Below are 24,303 nucleotides of genomic sequence, written 5' to 3'. Positions count from 1 at the left end.
GTCCATCCCACTGGACAGCCGCTCGATCGGCCGGTGGAGGTCCGCCCGGACCACCACCGGCCGATCTCGTTGTTCAGCGCAGTGCGGCGCGGCCCTTGATCCGGCCGAGCAGGATGAGCGCCAGCAGCGTGACCAGCACGAGCACCGTGGTGCCCGCGGCGGCGTCGAACACCTCGCCGCGATCGGTGAGCGCGAAAATGCTGACCGGCAGCGTTTTCCAGGTGGCCGGATACACCATGATGGTGGCGCCGAGCTCGCCCATGGACAGGGCGACGGCCAGGCCCGCGGCGGCGCCGAGAGCGGGCAGCAGCAGCGGCAGCGTCACCTGGCACAGCACCCGGACCGGGTCGGCGCCGAGTGATTCGGCCGCCTGCCGGTACGCCGGGTCGAGCCGGTCGAGGGCCGCCGACACCGCGCTGAACGTATACGCCAGCACCAGCACCGAATGCGCCACGATGACAATCCATTTGGTGCCGCCGAGCACGAGTGGCCGCTCGTTGAACGCGATCAGCACGCCGAGCCCGATCGCCACCGACGGCACCGCCACCGGCAGGTGGAACACCGCATCGGTCAGCCGCCGCCACCACTGCGGTGCCTCGCGCCCCGCCAGTGCGGACCACGTGCCGAGCACCAGGGACACCGCGCCGGCCAGCAGCGCCGTCTGCACGCTGACCGAGAGGCTGGCCAATTGCTCACCCGAGAGCGCTCGTTCGAGGTTGGCGGTGCCGAGATCCGACGGCAGCGGCCCGGTCCAGCTGCCGGCCAGCGCGGCCGCGAACACCGTCGCGATCGGGGCCGCGAAGACCACCAGCACCACCACCGCGAACACCGCGAGCACCAGCGCACGTCCGCGCCCGGTCCACACCAGCATTGTTCAGCGCTCCTTCCGGGTCGGACCGGTGACCCTGGCGAAGATCAGCCGGTACCCGAGATACAGGGTCAGTGACAGCGCGACCTGGACGGTGGCCAGTACCGCCGCACCGGGCAGATCGAAGGTGACGATGCCGCGGGTGTAGATCAGCGCGGGCAGGGTGATCACCCCTTTCGCGCCGGTGAACAGCACGATGCCGAATTCGTTGAGCGTCAACAGCAGTACCAGGCTGCCGCCTGCGGCGAGGGCGGGCCACGCCTCGGGCAGTACCACCTGACGCAGCACCCGCCACGGGCTCGCCCCCAGGCTCGCGGCGACGTCGAGTTGCTCACGCGGCAGTTGAGCGAACGCGGCCAGCAGCGGACGCACCACGAACGGGGTGAAGAAGGTGATCTCGGCCAGGATCACCCCGGTCGGGGTGGTGAGAAAGTCGAGGGCCGGTCCTTCTCGTCCGGTGAGGCGGGAGATGAGCGCGTTCACCGCGCCGGCCGTGCCGTAGAGGAAGGTGAAGGCGAGCGTGATCAGGAACGACGGCAGCGTCAGCACCGTGTCGATGAGGCGGCCGACCACGGTGGCGCCGGGAAACGGGACGAACGCCAGCACCACCGCCAGGAACGCGCCGAGCACCAGACAGCCCGCCGTCGAGCAGGCCGCGATGGTGATCGTGCGCCACAGCGCGTCCCGGAAGGCCGCCGATCCGAGGACCTGCGACCAGGTTTCGGTGCCGCGACCGTCCGGGGTGATCGTCGATTCGGTGAGCACCCGCAGGATCGGGTAGACCGCGATGACCAGCACCACGAGCATCGGCGGCAGCGCCCACGCGATCGGCCGGAGGTTTCGCCGCGATGCCGGGGACGCGCTACCGGCCGCCATCGGGATATGACTCGGAAGCTCGGGTGCTGGTGGTTGTTCGGTCGATGTCGTCATGACGGGCTCCCACTGCTGCCATCCAACGGCGGTGGAATGAGTACTCCGGCCGGATCGGGGAGTATGACGCCGACCACTGCGCCGGTTTCGGTCTCCACGTGTCCGGCGACGTCGGCGGTGAGCTCACCGGACAGCCCGTCGACGCTCATCCGCACGCGGGTGGAGGCGCCGCGCCAGACCGCGCTCAGCACCGTCGCGCGCAGGGCTCCTCGGTCGCCGGTGGCGCCGATTCGCACGGTATGCGGCCGGATACACAGCAGTGCCTCGGAATCCGGCGCCCAGGCCGGACGGCCGACGCCCGGTTGGGGTGCCTGTGCCCGCAGGGTCGAGGTGCCTGCGGTGACCAGCGCAGTGCCGCCGGAGACCCGGTTGACGGTGCACGGCAGCAGATTCGCGCCGCCGAGGAAGGCGGCGGTGAAATCCGACGGCGGACGCTGCCACAGGTTGGCCGCGGTGTCGATATCGACCAGGCGCGCATCGCGCATGACCGCGATGCGATCGGCCAGGGCCAGCGCCTCGGTCTGATCATGGGTGACATACAACATCGCGGTGTCCGGCAGCGCCTGCCGAAGTTGTTGCAGCTCACCGAGCATGGACTGGCGCAGCTGTGCGTCGAGTGCGGCGAGCGGTTCGTCGAGCAGCAGCACCGGCGGCCGGATGGCAAGCGCCCGGGCGATGGCCACCCGCTGCTGCTGGCCACCGGAGAGTTCGCGCGGCAGTCGCTTCGCGTAGCCGGCCATGCCGACCATCTCGAGGGCTTCGACGACCCTGGCGTCGATCTCCCCGCGCGGAACCCGATGGGCCTTCACTCCGAAGGCCACGTTGCCGTGCACCGTCATATGCGGGAACAGGGCGTAGGACTGGACGACGACACCGATACCGCGTTTGGCCGGCGAGAGGCCGGTGACCTCGCGCCCGGCCAGCCGCACCGCGCCCGAGGTCGGCCGGACGAAGCCGGCCAGCGCCTTGAGCGCGGTGGACTTGCCGGAGCCGCTCGGCCCGAGCAGCGCGACGGTCTCACCCGCCGCCACCCGCAGCGAGAAGTCGGTCAGGGCGACGGTCGCGGTGCGGCCGCGGCCGTAACTGACACCCACCCGATCGAAGACGATCGCGGCTTCGGCCGCGTGTGCGGCGGCCTTCGTGGTGTTTGTGGTCGTGAGCGCGTCACCGGCGGGCATTGTCGGCTCCTGTCGTCGTCGGCGGATGTCAGCTGCCGGTGGCCCGCTGGTAGGCGGCGATATCGCCGTCCAGCTCGGTCAGCACGGTGTTCCAATCGACCGGGACCACCTCGACACCGGCGAGCAGGCTGCTCGGCGAGGGTTCGGTAGCTGTCGGTGCGTTGCGCAATTCGGCACGCGCGGGTACGGCGAACGCCTCCGGCGCCAGGGTCTGCTGGGCGGGAGTCGACAGCAGGAACTCCATCAGCTGCTTGGCCTCGGCCTGGTGCGGTGCGGTCTTGCTCAGCCCCATGACATACGGAACCGCGACCGTGGAGCGCTTGCCGTCGGCGCCGGCGGGGAAGAAGATCGAGAACTTCGATCCCTTGTCCGCGATGGTGGCCAGGTTCATCTGGATATCGCCGTTGGCGATCAGCAGCTCGGCCTTGTCGACCTTGGCCTGCAGTTTGCCGGTCGACGACGACGGACCCACATTGTTGGCCTGCAACTTCGCCAGATAGTCCAGCGCGCCCTGCTTGCCGAGCAACTGCTGCAACAGGATCAGCACGGCGGTGCCGTCACCGGCCTGGCCGGGGGTCGAATATTGCAGTTTGCCCTTGTATTCCGGCTTCAGGAGGTCGTCCCAGGTCAGTCGCGCGGTGTCGACCGCGGGGTTGGCGATGAAGCACAGGTAGTTCTCGGCGAGGGTGACGTACTGGCCGTCCGGATCCTTGTCGGCGGCCGGCACGGCAGCGGTGTCGATGCCGCTGTCGGCGAGCAGGCCCGAACTCTTCGCCTTCTGGATGAACGGCGGCAACGTGACCAGTACGTCGGCCTGCGGGTTGTTCTGCTCCATGGTCACCCGGTTGACGACCTCGCCGGAGCCGGCTTCGACCAGATTCACCGCGATACCGGTCTGTTCGGTGAACTCGGCGAAACGCTTGTCGTACCAACCGGCCAGGCCGTCGGCGGAGTAGACGGTGACGGATTTACCGCCGGTGGCCTCGGCCCCGGTCCCTCCGCAGGCCGCCGTGAACGCCACCGCGGTGGCGGTGGCGACCAGCAGTGCGGTCCGGGAAAGGGTGCGTGCCAGGCGTCGGCCCGGTGTATTCGAAGTACGCACGATGACTGCAACTTTCGTTCTCGAAGCGAGTGAGGAGTCGAAGGGACGGGTCGGATTCAGTGCAGGATCAGGTCGGCGAACTCGCTGACCGACGCCACCACGTGGGTGGCACCGGCCTCGCGCAGCGCGTCCGCGTCATGGGCGCCGGTGAGGGTGCCGGCGACGATCCGGGCGCCCGCGGCCAGGCCGGTGGCGATATCGCTGGTGGTGTCGCCGAGCACCGCCACCCGGTCGACGGCGTCGGCGCCCAGACGCAGCAGCGCGGTGAGCACCAGGTCGGGGTAGGGGCGGCCGCGGCCGGCGTCCGAGGGCGCAAGGGTCAGGTCGGCGATGTCGTGCCAGCCGAGCGCGTCGAGCAGCCGGTCTTGGGTGGCACGGCTGAACCCGGTGGTCAGCGCCACCTTCACCCCGGCCGAGCGCAGTGCCCGGATGGCCTCGGCGGCGCCGGGGATCGGTGCGACATCGGAGTCTTCGATCAGCGCGTCGTAGGCGGCTTCGAAGGCGCGGTTGGCCTGGTGCGCCCGGTCGTCGTCGCCGAGCAGGGCGCGAAAGACCGCGATCTTCGATTGCCCCATGGTGTCGAGCACGTAGCCGCGGGCGCGGTCGCGTTCGGGGCCGGCGGCGGGGATCCCGGCGGCGGTGGCGGCCTCCTCGAAGGCGCGCAGCACCAGGCCGCCATCGGCGACGGTGGTGCCCGCCATATCCAGGACCGCGAGCTGAATGGTGGTGTCCGGCATGGTGATCCTCACAGGTTGAGCAGGTCGGCGGTCTCTTCGCCGAGTGCGGGTCCGAGGGTCATGCCGCGCCCGCCGGGCCCGGTCACCACCCAGATGTGCTCGTCGGCCCGGGCGCGGGTGACGATGGCGTCCGGATCGACGCTCTGGCTGTACACCCCGGCCCAGCGGCGCATGATCGGCGGCAGCTTGCGGCCGAGCAGTTCCTCGGTGACGGAGGTGAGGTGCTCATAGGGCGCCTCGTCGACGTCGAACGGGAACGGTTCGGCGTACTCATGGGTGTCGCCGATGGTCAGCCCGCCGTGCAGGCGCTGCACGCACAGCAGCTGCATCTTGTGCTCGGCCGCGGTGGCGGTCTGGGACTGCTCGCGTTCGAGCGCCTCGACCTGCGGACCGGCGAACCCGGGGTAGTAGCGGAAACTGTCGCCGTCGGCGATCGCGGTGGTGAGCGCCTCGCCCAGCGGCGCCGTCTGCATCATCTGCAACCGCACCCGGCGCACGGGCAGCTCACCGGCGAGATCACGGGTCAGGCCGGTGTGCGCGGCGCCCGCGCAGACGAGCACCAGATCGGCCTCGAACGTGCGGCCCCGGTCGTCGCGCACGGTCGCGCCGCCTGCGGTGTCCTGGACGGTCCTGGCCTCGGTGCCCGCGTGGAAGGTGTAGCGGCCCGAGGCCTCCATGTACGCGCGCAGCGCGGGCAGCGCCTGCCGGGATTCCACCGCCGCGTCGGCCGAGCAATGCAGTCCGGCAAGGAACTTGCCGCGCAGCGCCGGATTGAGTGCGCGCACCTGCTCGGGCTCGAGCAGTTCGAAACCGCGCTGCTCGGCGGTCGGACCCGCGGCCGCGGCCTCGGCCACCGCCAGTTCGGCGGGCGTGCGCACCAGCGTCAGCGAGCCCGCCGGCCGGAACCCGACGCCCGGGACCCGGCCACCGATCTCCTCCCAGAGCTGCCGCGACCGCAACGTCAGCTCGAGTTCCGTTGCCGAGCGCCCGGAGACCCAGACCAGGCCGAAGTTGCGTACTGTGGCGCCGCGGGCTTCGGGCTCGCGCTCCAGCTGGAGGACCTCGTGGCCGCGCCCGATCGCGGCCAGGGCGTGCGCGGTGCCGAGGATGCCGCCGCCGATGATGACCAATCGCATGCGCCCATCGTGCACATTGGTCTAGACCGATGGGTGTGGGCCGCGCGAACGCTGGGTTAACAATTGGTATAGACCAATTGCGGGTACGCTGAGGGCATGGACACGACGGATGTGGCGGGGGCGGATACCCGGTGGCCCAAGGCTTTTCCGACGACGACGCCCAAGGTCGTCGGCAAGGCCTACCAGGTGCGCACCGAGATCGAGCGGATCCTCGACGAGCTGAACGAAGGCGATCCGGTGCCCTCGGAGCGCGAACTCGCCACCCGGTTCGAGGTCGCGCGCGAAACGGTGCGCCAGGCCCTGCGCGACCTGCTGGTCGAGGGCCGGATTCGCCGGCGGGGCCGGGGCACGGTGGTATCGCGACCGAAGATGGTGCAGCCGTTGGCCTTGCAGTCCTACACCGAGGCAGCGCTCAGCCTGGGGCGGGTACCGGGGCGTTCGGTGGTCGGCTGGCAGGACGTGCCCGCCGACGCCGATACCGCGCGTGACCTCGGCGTCGAGCCCGGCACCGAGGTGATGCATCTGGAAAGGGTGCTGCTGGCCGATGGTGAACGCATCGGCCTGGAGAGCACCTACCTGCCATTGAGCCGTTTCGCCGGGCTGCGCGGCAGTTACGATCCGGCCACCTCGCTGTACGCCGCCATCCGGGCCGCCGGAGTGGAATTCGCTGCGGCGACAGAGCGAATCGAGACCGTGCTCGCCGCACCACGCGAGGCGGCCCTGCTGGAGTGCAGCACCGCGCTGCCGCTGATCCTGCTGACCCGCCGTAGCGTCGATCCGGCGGGTCTGCCCATCGAGCGGGTGCGCTCGCTGTATCGCGGTGATCGCATCGCCTTCGAAGCGCGACTGGGGCGCTGACTTCCGGCCGCCGTGCTGCCCGGGAATCGCGATGTCCGGGGCGCTGATCGAGCGCAGGGTTCGCCCGACGACTCGGTACGGTGCAGTTATGTCAGGAACGACCTCGCCGCGAGTAGGCCGCCCCCGCGACCGCGACTTGGATGCGGCCTTGCTCGAAGCCGCGGCGCGGCTGGTCGTGGAGCGTGGCTACGCCGCGCTGACGCTGCAGGCGGTGGCCGACGAGGCCGAGACGAGCCGACCGGCCCTGTACCGCAGGTATGCCGATCGTGCCGAGCTCGTCATGGCTGTGCTGATCGATCGTTTCGGCTTGCGGCCGGGCGGGCAGGATCTCGGCGGCCTCGAAGCGGAAATGCTGGCGATCCAGCAGCATCAGCGGGACCTGTTCAACGAGCCGGTGATGGGCAAGGCGCTGCCGGGGTTGCTGGCCGATCTGGCGAGCAACCCGGAGGCTGCGCGTCGTTTCCAGGAGGAGTTCCTCACGCCTCGCCGCGTCTCCACCGCCTCGATCCTGGAACGCGCGGCCGCTCGGGGGGAGATCGAGCCGGGTGTGGATCCGGAATGGATCTGCGATTTGATCACCGGTCCGATGCTGATGCGGGCGCTGGTGCCCTCGCTCGGTCCGATCGACGACGAACTGGTGCGGTTGACCGTCCGGTCCGCGTTGGATGCGCTCGGCTACCGGGGGCCACGCAGCTGATCCATGAATGTGGTTGACGCCACATTTCCGTGCCTCTACTCTCAGTTACGTTACGGCACGTAATTTATTGGAGGCACCATGCGGGTCGATACCGAATTCCTCAGCAATGGCGTCACCCTGCGCGGGTGGCTGTATCGGCCGGAGGCCGGCCCGCCGACCGGCGCACCGCTGGTGGTCATGACCCACGGGTTCGCCGGCGTCAAGGAATGGGTGGCGCCGTTCGCCGAGGTACTGGCCGCCGCGGGCCTGGCGTGCCTGGTGTACGACCATCCCGGCTTCGGGACTTCGGACGGCGCACCCAGGTACGAAGTGGACCCGCAGGCCCAGATCGACGGCTACCGCGATGCGATCACCTATGCGCAGACCCTCGACGGCATCGACCCGGATCGGATCGCGGTGTGGGGCACCAGCTACGCCGGGGCCCATGTGCTGGTCGTCGCCGCCACCGACCGGCGGGTGCGTGCCGTGGTCTCCCAGGTGCCGCTGACCGACGGTTGGGCCACCTTCAGCCGCCTCGTGCCACCGACCATGATCCCGATGCTGCACGAGGCCATCGCCGCGGACCGCCTCGCCGTCGCGGCGGGTAAACCGCATCAGACGATCAAGGCGGCCTCCGACGACCCCACCGAGATGGTCGCGATGCCGGGCCTCGAGGTGTACCAATGGCTGATGGACAACGGCCCGCGAGTCGCCACCTGGCGCAATGAAGTGACGCTGTCCAGCGTCGACAAGTTCCAGTCCTACGCTCCGGAAGCATTCGTCCGACGAGTCTCGCCCACTCCGCTGCTCATGATCGTCGCCGATCAGGACACCCTCACGCCGACCGATATCGCGCTGGCCCGCTATCAGGAGGCGCTCGAACCCAAACAGCTGGAACTCGTTCCGGGCGGTCACTTCTCGGTCTACGGGGAACAGTTCGACCGGGCCGTCGGCGCGGCACGCGCCTTTCTGACCGCTCACCTGCTCGGATGATCACTCCGGCAGCGCCGAAGGCCCGCCGCCGCAGCACCGCGCGCCGCACTGCCGTGCAGGTCGAGCCATGACGGTGCTGGCGCTGGCGATCGGCGCGGACGTTCTCGCGGCGGGCCGGGTGCGTGCCGGCGGCGTCCACGCCATCCGGCGCAAGCCCATGCCCGCGACGCCGGCGTGGTGGTCCTGCCGCGAACTGCTGCTCGATGTCGCCGGCGACGACGAGGTCACCGCGGTCGGGATCGCGTGCGCGGGGCGGATCGGCGGACCCGCCGGCACGGTCGGGTGGGCCGGAATCTCCGGCCGTTGCGGCGGATTCGGGATGGTCGCGGCGGTGCGCAAGATGTTTCCCGCGGCCGTGGTGCGCATGGGCACCGAAGGGCTGTGCGCGGCGCTCGCCGCGCAGCAGTCGCAGGCCTCGTACGGGGTGGAGACGGTGCTCGCCGGGGCCGAGCTACTTGCAACGATCGCCGAGGAACGATCGTTGCTCAGCTGGCCACCGGAGCAGGACGACGTCCGCCGCGCGCTGCCGCTCGGTCCGTGCGAGCAGTACCGGTAGCGGTGGCATGACCCATCATGCGAGGAGGTCGAGAGCGGTGGGCGACGGTCTACCCGCAGTGCGGGCCGCTAGGGTGGAGCAATGTCCGTGCGCACCCGTCAGCCGCTAGTTCCCGGTACGCAATCGCCGATCCGGGAGGTTCCGCGCGCCATCGAGCGCCCGGAATACGCCTGGAAGAAGACCGTCAACGAAGGCCACGAGCCGTGGGTGCAGACGCCGGAGACGATCGAGAAGATGCGGGTGGCCGGCCGGATCGCGGCACGGGCGCTGGCGGAAGCCGGTAAGGCCGTCGCGCCCGGCGTGACCACCGACGAGCTGGACCGGATCGTGCACGAATACCTGTGCGATCACGGCGCCTACCCGTCGACGCTCGGCTACAAGGGTTTCCCGAAATCCTGCTGCACCTCGCTGAACGAGGTCATCTGCCACGGCATTCCGGATTCCACCGTCATCGAGGACGGCGACATCGTCAATATCGACGTCACCGCCTACATCGACGGCGTCCACGGCGACACCAACAAGACCTACCTGGCCGGCGATGTCGACGAGGAGGTGCGCCTGCTGGTCGAGCGCACCGAAGAGGCCACCATGCGCGCGATCAAGGCGGTGCGCCCCGGGCGCGCGCTCAACGTCATCGGGCGTGTCATCGAGTCCTACGCCAACCGGTTCGGCTACGGCGTGGTCCGCGACTTCACCGGCCACGGCGTCGGCCCCACCTTCCACAGCGGCCTGGTGATCCTGCACTACGATCAGCCCGCGGTGGATTCGGTGATCGAGCCGGGCATGACCTTCACCATCGAGCCGATGATCAACCTCGGCGGCATCGACTACGAGATCTGGGACGACGGCTGGACCGTGGTCACCAAGGACCGCAAGTGGACAGCGCAGTTCGAGCACACCCTCGTCGTCACCGATACCGGCGCGGAAATCCTGACCCTGCCGTGAACACGGTGGTCGGTGGCCACCTGGCGGCGAGCGGATTCGGCTCGGACGTCGGTGCGGTGCCGCCCGTTCACCGGTGGCCGCGAGCCTGCGCGGGCCGGGGATGAAGGGCGCGCTGCTGGTCGCAGGCACCACCTCGGACGCCGGTAAGAGCGTGCTGGTCGCCGGCATCTGCCGGATGCTGGCCCGGCGCGGGGTGCGGGTGGCGCCGTTCAAGGCGCAGAACATGTCGAACAACTCGGTGGTCACCCTGGACGGCGGGGAGATCGGCCGGGCGCAGGCGCTGCAGGCCCGAGCGTGTGGGCTCGAGCCCAGCGTGCGTTTCAATCCGGTGCTGCTCAAACCGGGCAGCGATCGACGCTCGCAGTTGGTGGTCCGGGGGAAGGCCGTCGATACCGTCGGCGCCGGCGACTACTTCCGGCATCGGCAGTGGCTTCGGGGGGTCGTCGCGGACGAGTTGGCGGCATTGCGCGCCGAGTTCGATGTGGTGATCTGCGAGGGCGCGGGCTCGCCCGCCGAAATCAACCTGCGCGCCACCGATCTGGCGAATATGGGGCTGGCCCGAGCGGCCGATCTCCCGGTGCTGATCGTCGGCGATATCGACCGCGGCGGGGTGCTCGCGCATCTGTTCGGCACCCTGGCGATCCTGGAACCCGAAGATCAGCAACTGATTTCCGGGTTCGTGATCAACAAGTTCCGCGGCGACGTCGAGCTGCTGCGACCCGGCCTCGACCAGCTCACCGCGCTCACCGGCCGCCCGACGCTCGGCGTCATCCCCTACAGCGACGAACTGTGGATCGACGCCGAGGATTCGCTCGGCACCGTAGCCGACGCCCCGGTCGGGCGCCCGCGCCCGCCGATCGGCAGCGAATGGCTGACCGTCGCGGCGGTCCGGCTGCCCCGCATCTCGAACTCCACCGATGTGGAGGCCTTGGCGTGCGAGCCAGGGGTCTCGGTGCGGTGGGTGACCGAACCGTCGCGATTGTCCGGCGCCGACCTGGTGGTGCTGCCGGGGAGCAAGGCCACCGTCGACGATCTGCGCTGGTTGCGCCGCACCGGATTGGCCGATGCGCTGCTCGCCCGAGCTGCTGCGGGCGGGCCGATCTTCGGCATCTGCGGGGGCTATCAGATGCTGGGCTCCCGCATCATCGACGAGGTGGAGTCGGGGGCGGGGACGGTCGACGGTCTCGGGCTGCTCGATCTCGAGGTCGAATTCGGCGCGCCCAAGGTCGTGCGGCGGGTGGTCGGCGTGGGTGCGGCTGCGCCGGGGATCGCCCTGCGCGGATATGAAATTCATCACGGCCGGGTCCGGCGCACCGGTGAGCGCCACTGGCTTCGTCTCACGCCGGACGAGCGTCGGGAGCCCGCCGGGACGTCGCCCGAATTCGACGGTCATCCGCTGCCCGGGCACCGGAACGATCCCGCGCCGAGGGAATCGGCAGCACTGGGCGCCGGGACCACCGCCGCAGGTTCGGGCCCCGACGGCGAGCCCGGCCGCAACGATGTGCTCACGCCGGGCATACCCGAGGGCAGCGTCCGCGGGACTGTCTGGGGCACCCATGTCCATGGGTTGATGGAATCGGATGCGTTCCGCCGTGCCTGGCTCGCCGAGATCGCCGCGCAGGCCGGACGCACGGGATTCCGCGTCGCGTCCGGCACCTCCGTCGCGGCCGTGCGCCTCGCCCAGCTCGATCTGCTCGCCGACCTCGTGGAGCAGCATCTCGACCTGGACGCGCTCGACCGCCTGCTCGTCGGCGGCGCGCCGCGAGATCTGCCTGCCGTCACCGCTACCAGAGACGACGCAGCCCGCCTCACGCCCTGATCGTGCGGGCGGGCGCGGCCCGACACACCGCTTCCCGGACAGACATGCCCCGTCGATCCGGTCAGTGCCCGATCGCGGCCCGCCGCGGTGGACTGCCGCCGGTTGCCCTCGCCACCCCGAAATCCGCACAGACCAGCGGTTTCGGCTGACAACTCCCTACGGTTCACGCCTGCGGTGTAGCGTCCTTCGGCATGAAGTCTCGGCGGATTGCGGTCGGCGACCGGGAATGGACGGTACGGGTCGACGGCCCGGAAACTCAGCACAGCGTATTGCTGTTGCCCGACGCGGGGGACCCGCCCGATGTCTTCGACCGGGTCTGCGCGCGGCTGCACAATTCCGATCTGCGCACCATCGCGGTGGAGACGGTCGATCGGCTCGACACCACCGGCGTCTACGCCATCCTCGACGAACTCGGGGTGCCCTGGGTGAACGTCGCGGGGCGGGGCGAGGGCGCCAGCGTCGCCTGGCAGGTGTGCGCCACCGGTTTCGGCCGGTTCATCAGCCTGGTCGTCGCCGACCGCGGACATCCCGCCGTACCGGACGCCGACGGTGCGGTCCGCGACCCGGACTGCCGGGCGGTGGAACTGCCCACCACCGTGCTGGTCACCAAATCGCTGCCGCGTTCGGTGGCCGACACCTCGGGCCGCTACGTCTACGGGGAGTACCGGGTGGTCGCCCTCGACGTCGACAATGTCGCCCTCGAAGCCGACCACGAACTGGCCACCGAGATCGTGCTACGCACCAGCCTCTGGTGAGGCGGCCAGGCTGCGGCGATAGCTCGTCAGCCAGTCCAGCCAGGCATCCAGTTCCTCGAACGCCTTGGCCAGCGGCTGCGCCGAGGACAAGAACACATCGTGGCGGGCGCCGTCGATCGGCACGATCGAGGTGCGATCACCCAGGCAACCGGCCCAGCGCTGGATCTGCCTGACATCGAGCACCGCGTCGGCCACGTCGACGGCCGGGCCGTACTTGCGGGCGAATTTCGTCAACCGGGACCGCAGCAGCAGCGAGGGCACCCCGATATCGAGACCGGCGTGCAGTTGCGCGTGCCCGCGCCGGATGGCGCGCAACCAGCCGAAGCGCACCGGGAAACCGTGCAGCGGCTTCCAATCGAGGTTGTAATCCCACTCGCCGGAGGCGGTGTGGTGCAGGCTGGCGCCATAGGCATCGGTCTTCGCGAGCGGCAGTTCGTCGCGGGACCGGAAGCGGCCGAGCGCGTGGATGATCGGGGTGCCCACCGTGCGGTAGTAGGACGGGCCCTGCAAATCGAACCAGGGGCTGTTCAGCACCAGCCCGGTGATCCCGGCGGCCGCGGTGCCCTCGGCCCGGTTCAACCGGTCCAGCCACAGCGGCACGACCAGCCCGCCGGTCGAGTGGGCGACCAGCAGCACATCCTTGCCGGTTTCAGCGCGGATGATGCGCAGCGCCTCGTCGAGTTCGGCGTCGTAGAGAGACAGATCGCTGACGTAGTGCGGCGTCTGCCCCTCGCGCAGTGACCGGCCGCACTTGCGCAGGTCGAGTGCGTAGAACTGGTGCCCGCGGTCGGCGAAATGCTCGGCCAGATGCCGCTGGAAGAAATAGTCGGTGAATCCGTGGACGTAGAGCACCGCGCTCTCGGTACTCGCCGCGGCCTCGCCACCGGCGGGGACGTGGCGTACCAGGGTGGCAACCGCCTGCCCCTCACCGTCGGGATCGGCGCCGAAATCCAGGGTGCGCTGCTCGTAATCGGCGCCGAGGATATCGGGCTGCCAGTCGGCGGTGCGGGTGCCGGCGCGGGAATCGACCGAGGTCTCGTTCGTCACCACCTCAATCTAAGCGACACCCCTGTCGCAGGCGAGCGGCCGCCCCGCCGAGCGGGCGCAACGACGCGCCGGAGGAATCTTTGTCACATTCGCCGGGTTCGTTGCTGGTCTGCGCGGTCGTGAGGTGCACAATTGGCGGTAGGTGAACGGCGGGTAACCTACATCCCGCCGACGCCCGTGTCGGTGACGACACGGGATGTCGTTACAACCGCATAGTGCCCGTGCCCAGGCGGAGCCACCTCAGCCGGTGGGTCCGCGCACAAGGACAAGGAAGTCGATCTACCCGTGCCGAACGCTGACCTGACTGAAAAGACCGATGTCGTACTCATCGGTGCCGGCATCATGAGCGCCACCCTGGGTGCGCTGCTTCGTCAGCTGCAGCCGGACTGGTCGATCTCGGTGTTCGAGCGCCTCGACGCCGCCGCGGCCGAGAGCAGCGACCCGTGGAACAACGCGGGCACCGGACACTCGGCGCTGTGCGAGCTGAACTACAGCCCGCAGAAGCCGGACGGCTCGGTCGATGTGAGCAAGGCCGTCGACATCAACGAGCGGTTCCAGGTCTCGCGCCAGTTCTGGGCCTACGCCGTGGAAAACGGTGTGCTCGGCGATCCGTCGCAGTTCATCAACCCGATCCCGCACGTCAGCTTCACTCACGGTGCCGACGATGTGCAGTACCTGCGCAAGCGGTACGAGGCGCTGGCCCCGCACCCGCTGTTCGCGGGCATGGAGTTCATCGACAGCCCCGACGAGTTCTCCCGCCGCCTGCCGCTGATGGCGCGCGGCCGCGATTTCTCCGAGCCCATCGCGCTGAACTGGACCGACGCCGGCACCGATATCGACTTCGGCTCGTTGACCAAGCAGCTGCTCGCCTACATCGGTTCCACCGGCGCCGATATCGCCTTCGGTCACGAGGTGCGTGATCTGAGCAAGCAGTCCGACGGCACCTGGCGGGTCAAGGTGCGCAACCTGCGCACCGGCAAGTCCCGCACCGTGGTGTCGAAGTTCGTCTTCGTCGGCGCAGGCGGCGGCGCGCTGCCGCTGCTGCAGAAGTCGGGCATCAAGGAGATCAAGGGCTTCGCCGGGTTCCCGGTCAGCGGTCAGTTCCTGCGCTGCACCAACCCCGAGCTGATCGCCCGCCACGACGCGAAGGTCTACGGCAAGGCCGCGGTCGGCGCCCCGCCGATGTCGGTGCCGCATCTGGACACTCGCGTCATCAACGGCAAGCCCGGCCTGCTGTTCGGCCCGTATGCCGGCTGGACCCCGATGTTCCTCAAGGACGGTAAGTACACCGACCTGTTCAAGTCGATCCGTCCGGGCAATATCGCGCCCATGCTCGGCGTCGGCGTCACCGAACTGGGCCTGGTCAAGTACCTCGTGTCCGAACTGCTCAAGTCGCAGGCAGGCAAGGTCTACACCATGGAGGAGTTCATCCCCCGCGCCGAGGCCAAGGACTGGGAGATCATCACCGCCGGCCAGCGTGTGCAGATCATCCGCCGCAAGGGCGTGGGCGGCGTGCTCGAACTGGGCACCGCCGTCATCGCGGCCCAGGACGGCACCATCGCCGGCCTGCTCGGGGCCTCGCCGGGCGCCTCCACCTGTGTCACCGCGATGCTCGATGTGTTGCAGCGCTGCTTCCCGCGCGAGTACGCCGACTGGACGCCGAAGCTGAAGGAAATGGTGCCCTCCCTCGGGGTGAAGCTGTCGGAGAACCAGGCGCTGTTCCAGGAGGTGTGGGACTGGACGTCCAAGGCCCTCCAGCTCGATTCCGCCGCCACGCCGAGGACCGTGGGGGTCGCGCCGACGGCGTAGGTGTGATAGCAAGACGCGATGATGTCAACGGTTGCTCTCAAACGGTCATGGGCACAGGATCTCGATACCGCCACCCTGTACCAGCTGTTGAAACTCCGCGTCGAAGTCTTTGTCGTAGAACAGAAATGCGCGTACCCGGAGCTGGACGGACTCGACCTGCTACCGGAAACGCGCCATTTCTGGCTCGACGACGAAGGTGAGGTCATCGCGACGCTTCGGCTGCTCGAAGAGCACCACGACGGCGTGAAGTCCTTCCGGATCGGGCGGCTGTGCACAGCGGTCCCGGCCCGCGGGCACGGTTACACCACCCGCCTGTTGCAGGCCGCGCTGGCCGAAGTGGGTTCGGATACCGTGCGCATCAACGCCCAGACCTATCTGATCGACCTGTACAGCAAGCACGGGTTCGAGGTGGACGGCGAAGAGTTCGTCGACGACGGTGTCCCGCACGTTCCCATGCGCAAGGGTTAGGTGACGTTCGCCGGGCAGGTGCTCGCCTCTGACACGGCCGCATTGTCCGCGTGGTGGACGGCCGCGACCCCACCGGTGCACCGGATGCGAACGCGGGCCGGCCGCCGTGTGTCCCGGTGCCGCCACCGATGGGCCGCGTCGCGATCTCGTCAGTCCGGCTTCGGTGGGCGGCGGGGGCCGGCTGGCAGCGCCCCCGGATCGGCCTACCGCGCCCGTTCGGTTGCCGTAGGTCGACGTCGGACGGGTTGGCCGCGCCGCATAGAGTCGGGGTGTGTCCGTGTCGCATGCCGAAACCGCAATGTCGTCCGCCGCTCACGGCGCGGGGCGCCCGCCGACCGGTGCCCGTGACGAAGCCGGGTTCCCGTTCTCGGCGGTCGTCGGACAGGAACGGCTGCAACTGGCGCTGATCCTGTGCGCGGTGCACCCCGGCATCGGTGGCGTGCTGGTGCGCGGCGAGAAGGGCACCGCCAAATCGACGGTGGTGCGCGCGCTGGCCCAGCTGCTGCCGCCGGTGGTGGACGAGACCGGCGCGCGTCCGGCCCGGCTGGTGGAGCTGCCGGTCGGCGCCACCGAGGACCGCGTGGTCGGCTCACTCGATCTGGAACGGGTACTGCGCGACGGCGAGCAGGCCTTCCGGCCGGGGCTGCTGGCGGCCGCCCATCACGGCGTGCTCTACGTCGACGAGGTGAACCTGCTGCACGACCACTTGGTGGACGTGCTGCTGGACGCCGCCGCGATGGGCCGGGTGCACATCGAACGTGACGGTGTCTCGCATTCGCATCCCGCGCGCTTCGTGCTGGTCGGCACCATGAATCCGGAAGAGGGCGAACTGCGCCCGCAGCTGCTGGACCGCTTCGGGCTGACCGTCGACGTGGCCGCTTCCCGCGACGTCGACGTGCGGATGGCGGTGGTGCGCCGTCGTCTGGACTACGAGGCCGATCCGGACGGATTCGCCGCCCGCTACGCCGCCGCCGACCGCGAGGTCGCCGAGCGCATTCTCACCGCCCGCGACCGACTGTCCGAGGTCGCCCTCGACGATGTGGAGCTGCGCCGGATCGCGGCCCTGTGCGCCGCCTTCGATGTCGACGGGATGCGGGCGGATCTGGTGGTCGCGCGCACCGCGACCGCGCATGCCGCCTGGCGGGGCAGCGATACCGTCACCGAGGACGATGTGCGGGTGGCCGCCGAACTCGCGCTGCCGCATCGGCGTCGGCGCGACCCGTTCGACGAGCCGGGCATCAGCGAGGATCAGCTCGACGAGGCGATGCGCGAGGCGGGCGAGGAAGCCGAGCGGGCGCCCGAACCGGAGCCAGGAGCCAAGTCCGACGCTGAGCCCGAGAGCGGGCAAGCAGAGCCGGCCGAGGACGACCGTGCCGCAGATACCGGGCACGATCCCGAAGAACCAGACGACGATCCCGATGGCCCGCCGGATCCCCCTGGCGGCGGCCAGGATTCGCCGAAGCGCCGCGAGGGCGGACAGTCGAGGGAAGGTCGCACCGCCACCCCCACCACGGCTCCCGCGAAGCCGCCGCGCTGGGAGGTGCCCGGCGTCGGCGAAGGGGCTCCCGGCCGCCGCTCGCGCGCCCAGACCAGGCAGGGCCGCATGGTCCGACCGGACACCGACACCACCGGCGGGTTGCACCTGCTCGGTACCGTTTTCGCCGCCGCACCGCATCAGCACGCGCGCGGCCGGACCGCGGGGCCGCTGAAATTGGCCACCGACGATCTGCGCGGCGCGTATCGCGAAGGGCGCGAAGGCAATCTGGTGGTCTTCGTGGTGGACGCCTCGGGGTCCATGGCGGCGCGCGATCGGCTCTCGGCCGTGACCGGGGCGGTGGTCGCGCTACTGCGCGATGCTTATCAGCGGCGGGACAAGGTCGCCGTGATCACCGTGCGCGGCGCCGAGGCGGAACTGGTGCTGCCGCCGACGTCATCGGTCGATATCGCGGTGCGGCGGCTGTCCGGCATGCGTACCGGGGGCAAGACTCCGCTCGCCGCGGGCCTGCTGAAGGCGCGCGAGGTCGTGGCGCGCGAACGAGTCCGTGACCCGCGCCGCCGCCCGATGCTGGTACTGCTCACCGACGGTCGCGCCACCGGCGGCACCGACCCCGTCATCCGCGCCCGCGCCGCGGCTCGGCTGCTCGCCATGGATGCGGTCACAGCCATGGTGGTCGATTGCGAACGAGGGATGATCCGGCTCGGCCTCGCCGCCGAACTGGCTCGCGAATTGCGTGGTGAATGTGTGCGATTGGGTGAGCTCACCGGTGATGCGGTGGCGGGCGCGGTACGGGACTCGGCGCGGGTGATGAGTACAGGGGCCGGCCGGGCAGCGTGAAAGTGTGGTGCTGCACCCGGTTCGGCCACCGGTCGGGCGGGAAAGGCGACCGGCCCCTGTGGAGCCCAGGCGCAACGGAGACGTCCCGCGACGGCAGCGGTGGCAGTACCGTTCGGCCCGTTGTCGGCCGAGTCGGCTCATACGCCGTGGGGTCTGCGATCCGACCCGACGAGTCGGAGTGCGGGAAGGTCGGGCCGGCTCCGGCCGGATGCCGTGCGGTCGACCGCGTCCGATAACGAAACACAGTGATCAGCGAGGAGATTCGATGCCCAAGGGTGTGCCGGAAACCGTTCCGGACGACGGCCTGACGACGCGGCAGCGCCGCAACCAGCCGGTGCTCGCCGTGCACACAGGACCCGGTAAGGGCAAGTCCACCGCAGCATTCGGGATGGCCCTGCGGGCCTGGAACCAAGGTTTCGACGTCGCCGTGTTCCAATTCGTGAAGAGCGCCAAATGGAAGGTCGGCGAAGAAGCCGCCTTCCGCACCCTCGGCCGTCTGCACGAGGAAACCGGCGCCGGCGGGGCCGTGGAATGGCACAAGATGGGCGAAGGCTGGTCCTGGACCCGTAAGCACGGCACCGAGGAAGATCATGCCGCCGCCGCGCGGGCCGGATGGCAGGAGATCGCCCGCCGCCTCGCCGCCGAACAGCACCGCTTCTACGTGCTCGACGAATTCACCTATCCGCTGAAGTGGGGCTGGGTCGATGTCGACGAGGTGGTGCGCACGCTGGTCGAGCGTCCCGGAAACCAGCATGTCGTCATCACCGGCCGCGACGCCCCCACCGCCCTCATCGACGTCGCCGATCTGGTCACCGAGATGACCAAGATCAAGCACCCGATGGACGCCGGGCGCAAGGGCCAACGCGGGATCGAATGGTGAGCGCCGGGCGGAGACCTGCCGCGTCGAGGGCCGCCGGCGCCGAGCCGATGCGGACCGAGCGCCGGTATGGCGCCGCAGCCGCAGCCGGCCGGAGCCCACGATGAGCACACCTGCCGTCGTGATCGCCGCGCCCGCCTCGGGCAGCGGGAAGACGACCGTGGCGACCGGCCTGGTCGGTGCGTTGCGGCGGGCCGGGCATCGGGTGGCGCCGTTCAAGGTGGGTCCCGATTACATCGACCCGGGGTATCACGGGCTGGCGGCCGGGCGTCCCGGACGCAATCTGGATCCGGTGCTGTGCGGCGCCGAACGGGTGGTGCCGCTGTACCGGCACGGGTCGGCCGGCTGTGATCTCGCGGTGGTCGAGGGCGTGATGGGCCTGTTCGACGGCCGCATCGACGCCGGCGACGCCAGGCCGGTCGCCGAGGGTTCGACGGCCCAGGTCGCGGCGATGCTCGGTGCCCCAGTGGTGCTGGTCGTGGACGCCCGTGGCCACAGCCAGAGCCTGGCTGCGCTGCTGCACGGGTTCGCCACCTACGACAGTTCGATCCGGCTCGGCGGCGTGATCCTCAACCGGGTCGGTAGCGAACGGCACGAACAGGTGCTGCGCTCGGCCTGCGACCGCGTCGGCCTGCCCGTGCTCGGTTCGCTGCCACGCATGGCCGAACTCGAAGTGCCCTCCCGTCACCTCGGGTTGATCCCCGCCGTCGAACACGGGGCGGCCGCCACCGCCGCGGTGGCCGCGATGACCGATCTCGTCGCGGCTCACGTCGATCTGGGTGCCATCGCAGCTTTGGCCGCTTCCTCGACGCCCGGCCCGGCCTGGAGCCCGGAAAGCGCGCTCTACGGTCGGGCGACCGAGGTCGGCGCTTGGTCCGTCCAGGGCGCAGCCGATGGGCGGGCCAGGGCTGAGTCCGAGGCCGATGTCGCAGGTCCTGACTCGGATCCCCGGTTCGGGCATGGAGGCAGCCGCGATACCGCGATGCACGCCGGCCCGCTGCACGATGGCGACGTGACGGACACGATCCATCGACGCGAGGTATCGGCCGAGTCGCCATCAGGGATGTCCGCCGTGCACCCGGGGCAGGTCGGCGGTGCGGACACGACGCCGGGCGATGCCCCGGTGATCGCGATGGCCGGGGGAGCGGCGTTCACCTTCGGATACGCCGAGCATCGCGAGCTGCTCGTCGCGGCAGGAGCGCAGGTCGTGGTGTTCGACCCCCTGCACGACGAACTTCCCTCTGGCACAGCGGGGCTGGTGTTGCCCGGCGGATTTCCGGAGGAGCACGCCGCCGAGCTCGCGGCCAACACGCGGCTGCTCGCCGCGGTGGGAGCGGGAGCCCGGCGCGGGATGCCGATCCACGCCGAGTGCGCGGGCCTGCTCTACCTCACCCGATCACTGGACGGCCATGCGATGGCCGGAGTCCTCGACGCCACAGCGGAATTCGGCCCCCGCCTGACCCTCGGTTACCGCGATGCCGTCGCCCTGATCGATTCACCGCTGTGGCGCGCAGGCGAACGCGTACGCGGCCACGAATTCCACCGCACCCGCCTGACCGGCACCGGCACCAACAGTCCGGCCTGGGGCTGGCGCACCGCCGATGCCCGGCACCGCGAAGGCGCCGTCGTCCACCGGGTCCACGCCTCCTACCTGCACACCCACCCGGCCGGCAACCCCGAATCGGTGCGCCGATACGTCGCTGCGGCCGCAGATTTCGCCTGCACCGATGCCGCCGAGTGACTCGTTCGCCGCCCGCGGCGAAACCCTCCCCGCGCTGGCCGTCGGTGTCGGCATCCGTCCCGGCACCTCGGCCGAGCAGATACTCGCCGTGGTACGCGCCACCCTCGGCCCCCACCCCATCGCCTGCCTCGCCACCATCGACCGGCGCGCCGAAGAACCCGGACTCCGCTCCGCCGCCGCCGAACTAGGCGTGCCGGTGCGTTCCTTCACCACCAGTGAACTCGCCGCCGTCCAGGTGCCGAATCCGTCGACCCACACGACGACCGCCCTCGGAATCCCGGGCGTAGCCGAAGCCGCGGCACTACTGGCCGGAACACACCCGCTCCTGTTCCCCAAACAGATCACCGGCCCCGTCGTGATCGCCGCCGCCCCTGCCGCCCCATAGGCTGCGACAACCTCGCACAGGTAGTGAGCGAAAAGGCTGCCGACAGCCTATGCGAGGTGTTCAGAACCTGTGCGGGAAGCAGCTTTCCGGCGATCCGGTGACGGCTGGGTGCCGGGGAGGCGGGGCGTGGATTCGCTGGGTTATTCCTCGATGTCGATGCTGGTGAAGACCAGGTTGTTCAGTTGCTCGCTTCGGCCGTCGTAGTCCGGAGGAATGAGGCTGTCGATCACCTCGAGGCCCTCGTAGGAGATGGTGCCGAAAACCGTGTACTCCGGCACCAGGTGTGTGTCGGCGAAGAGCATGTCGAAGGTGGCGCCGAAGATCGGAAGCGCCTCCATCATCAGATAGCCGCGTCGGTACTTCAGCTCGGTGAAACTCTCCGATTCGAGACCATAACCGGGGCTGTCCGAGCGACCGCAAGTGATCCAATCGGATCCGTCTCCGGCGCATCGGACCTGCTCGAACGCGCCCTGGTCGACCAGGCTGAGGAAACTGTGCACCGTGCACGGTGCCAGTGATCGGTCGAGCAGTAGCGGGATCGCGCCGGCGCCGGTGTTGATCGTCGCCCGGACGATTCCCGTGGAGGAGACCGGGCCATCATCCGGACGTTTCACCGTTGGTTCTTTGCCGTCCGGTTTGTACCGGCAATAGACCGGATCCGGCAACGGAGTCGGACGCACAGGCGGGGCCACGAACCCAGCTGGGATCTGTATGGGCGGGAGAGTTGTCGGTTGCGTCGATTCTGGCTGTGCGGCGGAATCTCTGGCGGTATCGACAAGGCCGGGCAGGACCAGGACTGCGCTGACCACCATCGTCAGTACGACTGCGAGGGCGAGGGAGGCTGTTGCGGCGACGACCACTCTTCGCCGACTGAATTCCGGAGGTCTGGCCGGTCGTCTTATCGACGGCCCCCGCCGTGGCGAGGCGTCTGCCGAAGCGACGCGAAGTGCGGTGTGTTGCGGTCGAACGGGGGAGTGCTGCGCTGATGCCGGGCCGGGCACCGCTCGTCGACGCGCTAGCGCGAGTTGCCCGATGCTTCGGGTATTCCGCTGCTCCGGACGAGGAAAGCCCTTGGCCGGCAATACTTGCTCCAGCTGTTGGTGCAGCGCGGTGAGGGTGAGGAGCTCGGTGCCGGGATCGGTGGGGCCGCGCTGGAGCAGGGCGAGCAATTCGCCGGTGTACGCGGTGTGTCTGGCATTCACCGGGGCGATTGACGGGCGATTCGCCGGTGAGGAGGTCAGGGTGCACGTTCCCGCCACGGTTATCTGGCCCGATACCGCCGCGGTGACCTCGGTCATCAAGTCGACTGCAAGTCCGGAGAAGCAACAATCGAGGATCAATACCCGATTATCGGCTGAGGCCGTGGCAAGTGTGCGACGGACCAGCTCGAAAGGCAAAGCGGTCCACGAGACCATATTCCGGTCGCTGCGTGTATTGGGCAACGACAGATAGAGGCTTCCGTCCGGGCCGATCAATCCGTGCCCGGCGTAATAGACCAATAGAAGATCTTGTGCCTGTGCGGCGACAGTATTGAGAGCGCTGCCGATAACCGCGCGATCGGACTCGTCGGCCAGCGTCACACAGTGCTCGCCGGGCAACGCTGTTGCCCAGGGGCTGGTCAATACTTCGGCCAGATCGGCGAGATTGTTGCGCACCGCGGGTATGTCCGGTAGCGCAGTGTCGTCGAAAGTGCTGGTGCCCAACAGCACCGCCCAGGACCGAGCGGGGTCCGGCAGCCGCATATCAGTCGTCCAGCGCCTGTCGTAACATCTCGGCTAGATCGCCGTCTTTCACGTCGCGGACCACGACTTTCACGCTGCGGCCTGCCGAATTGGTCACTTCGATATCAGCGGACGGCCGGCGGTGTCTGATCCACATCGTCAGTGAGGTCACCAGCGCGGCACCCAAGCCAGGGGCGCCCATCGCTACATTCACAACATCCGCGAGCGCCCCCATCTCGCCTTCCGCGACGACAGGCGTGTCGGCCGAGACCCGGCCGCGCAGCTCGTCCTCACGCGAGAGCCACTCCGCGAGATCCACCAACTCGGCCCGCGCCTGCTCTCCCACCAGCCGAATCCGCACCACGGACCCCCCATCTCTCATGCATTACACACAATAATTGAATACGAAACCATACGTGACCTTCATACCGCATCAATGCGATCTGCGTCGCGGTTGCCAGCGCGGTGTCAGTTGTACAAGGTTGGAGCGCAGCATCATTCGCGTTCGGAGATAGTGATGGGCCGCTCCGTCATCCCGGGCGGAGCCGAAGCCGCAACGTTACTGGCCGGGACAGGGTCCCTGCTGATCCCAGTCAGGTCGTCGGCACCGTGGTGACCGCCGCATGTCCGGCCCGTCGTCCCGTAGGTTGTGACAGCCTCGCACAGGTTATGGGCGAAACGGCTCGCGATAGCCAATGCGAGGTGTTCAGGCCTGTGCGGGGGTGGTCGCCCTGTGGTCAGCGCAAAGCTCTCCACCGGTCCAGTGACAGCTGGGTACCGAGTTCGCTGCGGAAAGCGGGGTTGTCGGCGTAGAAGGAAAGGAATCGAAGTACGCGGTGTTCGTCGACGGCCAGTCGCGGGCATTCCACGCAGATGCTGCCACTCCGCGCGGGGCGGTCCAGCATCCAGATCGGGCGGCGGGCGCGGCCGAGCGGTACATGCGGTGTCGTGACCTCATGGTTCCACTGCTCGCCATTCGACCCGGTGATGACAATCAGCGGCTGTTGCTCGAATGCGGCCATCACACCCGCAACATCGGCCCATGGCAGGCGGGTTCGGGAACTCCAGCCCTCACGGACGATGTCGTCGGCGGTCAATTCGACTGCGCGCAGCCGTCGTATCAGCCCGACATCCCCGTATGCGCCGAGAGCCACGATCACGATCAGGATGGCGCCGAACAGGGCCACATACTTGGAGACGACGTGCGCGACATGGTCGTCGCTGCGCGCCATCTGAACCGCGATAGCCACGCACAGCGCCGCGAGGCCGGCGAGGAACACCATCGACACAACACGTTTTCGCCGGAACGCCTTCGCTCCGAGGTGAGGGTCCGGCCGGTCGCGGAGAACAGGAAATCGCAATTCCAC

23 protein-coding genes are annotated in these 24,303 nt (G+C 69.2%); 13 read left to right on the top strand and 10 right to left on the bottom strand.

The window, feature by feature from the left end:
- Positions 1–73: 73 nt before the first annotated feature.
- From AC4HOU_RS05555 to AC4HOU_RS05530, 6 genes are read right to left on the bottom strand one after another with little or no spacing between them, the layout of a single operon-like run.
- Entirely contained in the window at positions 74–871 is a 798-nt protein-coding gene (locus AC4HOU_RS05555) for an ABC transporter permease (RefSeq protein WP_195019708.1), read from the bottom strand.
- 3 nt (positions 872–874) lie between these two features.
- A complete protein-coding gene (locus AC4HOU_RS05550) occupies positions 875–1,798 on the bottom strand; it encodes a 2-aminoethylphosphonate ABC transporter permease subunit (protein WP_416381957.1) in 924 nt (307 codons plus the stop codon).
- Positions 1,795–2,976, bottom strand: a complete 1,182-nt coding sequence (locus tag AC4HOU_RS05545; protein WP_194989676.1) for an ABC transporter ATP-binding protein — start codon at positions 2,974–2,976, stop codon at positions 1,795–1,797. The genes AC4HOU_RS05550 and AC4HOU_RS05545 overlap by 4 nt, the downstream gene beginning before the upstream one ends.
- 28 nt (positions 2,977–3,004) lie before the next feature.
- Positions 3,005–4,078: a 2-aminoethylphosphonate ABC transporter substrate-binding protein gene (locus AC4HOU_RS05540; protein ID WP_195019707.1), complete on the bottom strand. Its 1,074-nt coding sequence runs from the start codon at positions 4,076–4,078 to the stop codon at positions 3,005–3,007.
- A 56-nt stretch (positions 4,079–4,134) separates the two neighbouring features.
- The gene (locus AC4HOU_RS05535; protein WP_195019706.1) at positions 4,135–4,815 is read right to left on the bottom strand and encodes a phosphonatase-like hydrolase; all 681 of its coding nucleotides are present in this window, start codon (positions 4,813–4,815) and stop codon (positions 4,135–4,137) included.
- Between the two features lie 8 nt (positions 4,816–4,823).
- Complete coding sequence (locus tag AC4HOU_RS05530; protein ID WP_195019705.1) at positions 4,824–5,951, bottom strand: TIGR03364 family FAD-dependent oxidoreductase; 1,128 nt, start codon at positions 5,949–5,951, stop codon at positions 4,824–4,826.
- 96 nt (positions 5,952–6,047) lie between these two features.
- On the opposite strand from AC4HOU_RS05530, the gene AC4HOU_RS05525 reads away from it, so the two are divergent.
- From AC4HOU_RS05525 to AC4HOU_RS05495, 7 genes are all read left to right on the top strand, one after another.
- Entirely contained in the window at positions 6,048–6,809 is a 762-nt protein-coding gene (locus AC4HOU_RS05525; RefSeq protein ID WP_228815115.1) for a GntR family transcriptional regulator, read from the top strand.
- 88 nt (positions 6,810–6,897) lie between these two features.
- Positions 6,898–7,506, top strand: a complete 609-nt coding sequence (locus tag AC4HOU_RS05520) for a TetR/AcrR family transcriptional regulator (protein ID WP_163811732.1) — start codon at positions 6,898–6,900, stop codon at positions 7,504–7,506.
- 78 nt (positions 7,507–7,584) lie between these two features.
- Complete coding sequence (locus tag AC4HOU_RS05515; RefSeq protein ID WP_194989680.1) at positions 7,585–8,478, top strand: alpha/beta hydrolase; 894 nt, start codon at positions 7,585–7,587, stop codon at positions 8,476–8,478.
- Positions 8,479–8,545: 67 nt separating this feature from the next.
- Complete coding sequence (locus AC4HOU_RS05510; protein WP_163811737.1) at positions 8,546–9,034, top strand: hypothetical protein; 489 nt, start codon at positions 8,546–8,548, stop codon at positions 9,032–9,034.
- Positions 9,035–9,115: 81 nt separating this feature from the next.
- On the top strand, positions 9,116–9,979 hold the full coding sequence (map, locus tag AC4HOU_RS05505; RefSeq protein WP_163811739.1) for a type I methionyl aminopeptidase: 864 nt from the start codon (positions 9,116–9,118) through the stop codon (positions 9,977–9,979).
- A 100-nt stretch (positions 9,980–10,079) separates the two neighbouring features.
- Positions 10,080–11,798, top strand: a complete 1,719-nt coding sequence (locus AC4HOU_RS05500) for a cobyric acid synthase (RefSeq protein WP_195020805.1) — start codon at positions 10,080–10,082, stop codon at positions 11,796–11,798.
- Positions 11,799–11,989: 191 nt separating this feature from the next.
- Complete coding sequence (locus tag AC4HOU_RS05495; protein WP_194989683.1) at positions 11,990–12,553, top strand: alpha/beta hydrolase; 564 nt, start codon at positions 11,990–11,992, stop codon at positions 12,551–12,553.
- Here AC4HOU_RS05495 and AC4HOU_RS05490 read toward each other — a convergent pair.
- The gene (locus AC4HOU_RS05490) at positions 12,533–13,600 is read right to left on the bottom strand and encodes an alpha/beta hydrolase (protein WP_416383066.1); all 1,068 of its coding nucleotides are present in this window, start codon (positions 13,598–13,600) and stop codon (positions 12,533–12,535) included. The two genes, AC4HOU_RS05495 and AC4HOU_RS05490, sit on opposite strands and share 21 nt — an antisense overlap.
- A 285-nt stretch (positions 13,601–13,885) precedes the next feature.
- On the opposite strand from AC4HOU_RS05490, the gene mqo reads away from it, so the two are divergent.
- The 6 genes from mqo (at position 13,886) to AC4HOU_RS05460 (ending at position 21,215) form a co-directional block, all read left to right on the top strand.
- Complete coding sequence (mqo, locus tag AC4HOU_RS05485; protein WP_163811747.1) at positions 13,886–15,409, top strand: malate dehydrogenase (quinone); 1,524 nt, start codon at positions 13,886–13,888, stop codon at positions 15,407–15,409.
- Between the two features lie 18 nt (positions 15,410–15,427).
- Entirely contained in the window at positions 15,428–15,877 is a 450-nt protein-coding gene (locus AC4HOU_RS05480; protein WP_138447240.1) for a GNAT family N-acetyltransferase, read from the top strand.
- 298 nt (positions 15,878–16,175) lie between these two features.
- Complete coding sequence (locus tag AC4HOU_RS05475; protein WP_195020804.1) at positions 16,176–18,212, top strand: magnesium chelatase subunit D family protein; 2,037 nt, start codon at positions 16,176–16,178, stop codon at positions 18,210–18,212.
- A gap of 265 nt (positions 18,213–18,477) precedes the next feature.
- Positions 18,478–19,092 (top strand): cob(I)yrinic acid a,c-diamide adenosyltransferase, encoded by a 615-nt coding sequence (cobO, locus tag AC4HOU_RS05470; RefSeq protein WP_195019702.1) that lies wholly within the window; start codon positions 18,478–18,480, stop codon positions 19,090–19,092.
- Between the two features lie 100 nt (positions 19,093–19,192).
- The gene (locus AC4HOU_RS05465; RefSeq protein ID WP_195019701.1) at positions 19,193–20,830 is read left to right on the top strand and encodes a cobyrinic acid a,c-diamide synthase CobB; all 1,638 of its coding nucleotides are present in this window, start codon (positions 19,193–19,195) and stop codon (positions 20,828–20,830) included.
- The gene (locus AC4HOU_RS05460) at positions 20,817–21,215 is read left to right on the top strand and encodes a cobalamin biosynthesis protein (protein WP_195019700.1); all 399 of its coding nucleotides are present in this window, start codon (positions 20,817–20,819) and stop codon (positions 21,213–21,215) included. Before AC4HOU_RS05465 ends, AC4HOU_RS05460 begins: the two co-directional genes overlap by 14 nt.
- A 140-nt stretch (positions 21,216–21,355) precedes the next feature.
- On the opposite strand, the gene AC4HOU_RS05455 is transcribed toward AC4HOU_RS05460, so the two are convergent.
- The 3 genes from AC4HOU_RS05455 to AC4HOU_RS05445 form a co-directional block, all read right to left on the bottom strand.
- Positions 21,356–22,924 carry a caspase, EACC1-associated type gene (locus AC4HOU_RS05455; RefSeq protein WP_324197325.1) on the bottom strand — a complete coding sequence of 523 codons (1,569 nt, stop codon included), beginning with the start codon at positions 22,922–22,924 and terminating at the stop codon, positions 21,356–21,358.
- 34 nt (positions 22,925–22,958) lie between these two features.
- Entirely contained in the window at positions 22,959–23,282 is a 324-nt protein-coding gene (locus AC4HOU_RS05450) for an effector-associated constant component EACC1 (RefSeq protein ID WP_324197324.1), read from the bottom strand.
- Between the two features lie 391 nt (positions 23,283–23,673).
- Positions 23,674–24,219 (bottom strand): hypothetical protein, encoded by a 546-nt coding sequence (locus AC4HOU_RS05445; RefSeq protein ID WP_195019697.1) that lies wholly within the window; start codon positions 24,217–24,219, stop codon positions 23,674–23,676.
- Between the last annotated feature and the right edge of the window lie 84 nt (positions 24,220–24,303).

The organism is Nocardia sp. JCM 38205 (assembly GCF_058222935.1).
Note: the sequence above shows the minus strand (reverse complement) of the source record. Positions and strands in the feature narration are given on the sequence as shown.

What these genes read in the sequence shown, in the direction of transcription:
- AC4HOU_RS05555 (WP_195019708.1), bottom strand. Translation starts at nt 871, where the DNA reads ATGCTGGTGTGGACCGGGCGCGGACGTGCGCTGGTGCTCGCGGTGTTC.
- AC4HOU_RS05550 (WP_416381957.1), bottom strand. Translation starts at nt 1,798, where the DNA reads ATGACGACATCGACCGAACAACCACCAGCACCCGAGCTTCCGAGTCAT.
- AC4HOU_RS05545 (WP_194989676.1), bottom strand. Translation starts at nt 2,976, where the DNA reads ATGCCCGCCGGTGACGCGCTCACGACCACAAACACCACGAAGGCCGCC.
- AC4HOU_RS05535 (WP_195019706.1), bottom strand. Translation starts at nt 4,815, where the DNA reads ATGCCGGACACCACCATTCAGCTCGCGGTCCTGGATATGGCGGGCACC.
- AC4HOU_RS05530 (WP_195019705.1), bottom strand. Translation starts at nt 5,951, where the DNA reads ATGCGATTGGTCATCATCGGCGGCGGCATCCTCGGCACCGCGCACGCC.
- AC4HOU_RS05525 (WP_228815115.1), top strand. Translation starts at nt 6,048, where the DNA reads ATGGACACGACGGATGTGGCGGGGGCGGATACCCGGTGGCCCAAGGCT.
- AC4HOU_RS05520 (WP_163811732.1), top strand. Translation starts at nt 6,898, where the DNA reads ATGTCAGGAACGACCTCGCCGCGAGTAGGCCGCCCCCGCGACCGCGAC.
- AC4HOU_RS05515 (WP_194989680.1), top strand. Translation starts at nt 7,585, where the DNA reads ATGCGGGTCGATACCGAATTCCTCAGCAATGGCGTCACCCTGCGCGGG.
- AC4HOU_RS05510 (WP_163811737.1), top strand. Translation starts at nt 8,546, where the DNA reads ATGACGGTGCTGGCGCTGGCGATCGGCGCGGACGTTCTCGCGGCGGGC.
- map (WP_163811739.1), top strand. Translation starts at nt 9,116, where the DNA reads ATGTCCGTGCGCACCCGTCAGCCGCTAGTTCCCGGTACGCAATCGCCG.
- AC4HOU_RS05500 (WP_195020805.1), top strand. Translation starts at nt 10,080, where the DNA reads ATGAAGGGCGCGCTGCTGGTCGCAGGCACCACCTCGGACGCCGGTAAG.
- AC4HOU_RS05495 (WP_194989683.1), top strand. Translation starts at nt 11,990, where the DNA reads ATGAAGTCTCGGCGGATTGCGGTCGGCGACCGGGAATGGACGGTACGG.
- AC4HOU_RS05480 (WP_138447240.1), top strand. Translation starts at nt 15,428, where the DNA reads ATGATGTCAACGGTTGCTCTCAAACGGTCATGGGCACAGGATCTCGAT.
- AC4HOU_RS05475 (WP_195020804.1), top strand. Translation starts at nt 16,176, where the DNA reads ATGTCGTCCGCCGCTCACGGCGCGGGGCGCCCGCCGACCGGTGCCCGT.
- cobO (WP_195019702.1), top strand. Translation starts at nt 18,478, where the DNA reads ATGCCCAAGGGTGTGCCGGAAACCGTTCCGGACGACGGCCTGACGACG.
- AC4HOU_RS05465 (WP_195019701.1), top strand. Translation starts at nt 19,193, where the DNA reads ATGAGCACACCTGCCGTCGTGATCGCCGCGCCCGCCTCGGGCAGCGGG.
- AC4HOU_RS05460 (WP_195019700.1), top strand. Translation starts at nt 20,817, where the DNA reads ATGCCGCCGAGTGACTCGTTCGCCGCCCGCGGCGAAACCCTCCCCGCG.
- AC4HOU_RS05445 (WP_195019697.1), bottom strand. Translation starts at nt 24,219, where the DNA reads ATGGTGTTCCTCGCCGGCCTCGCGGCGCTGTGCGTGGCTATCGCGGTT.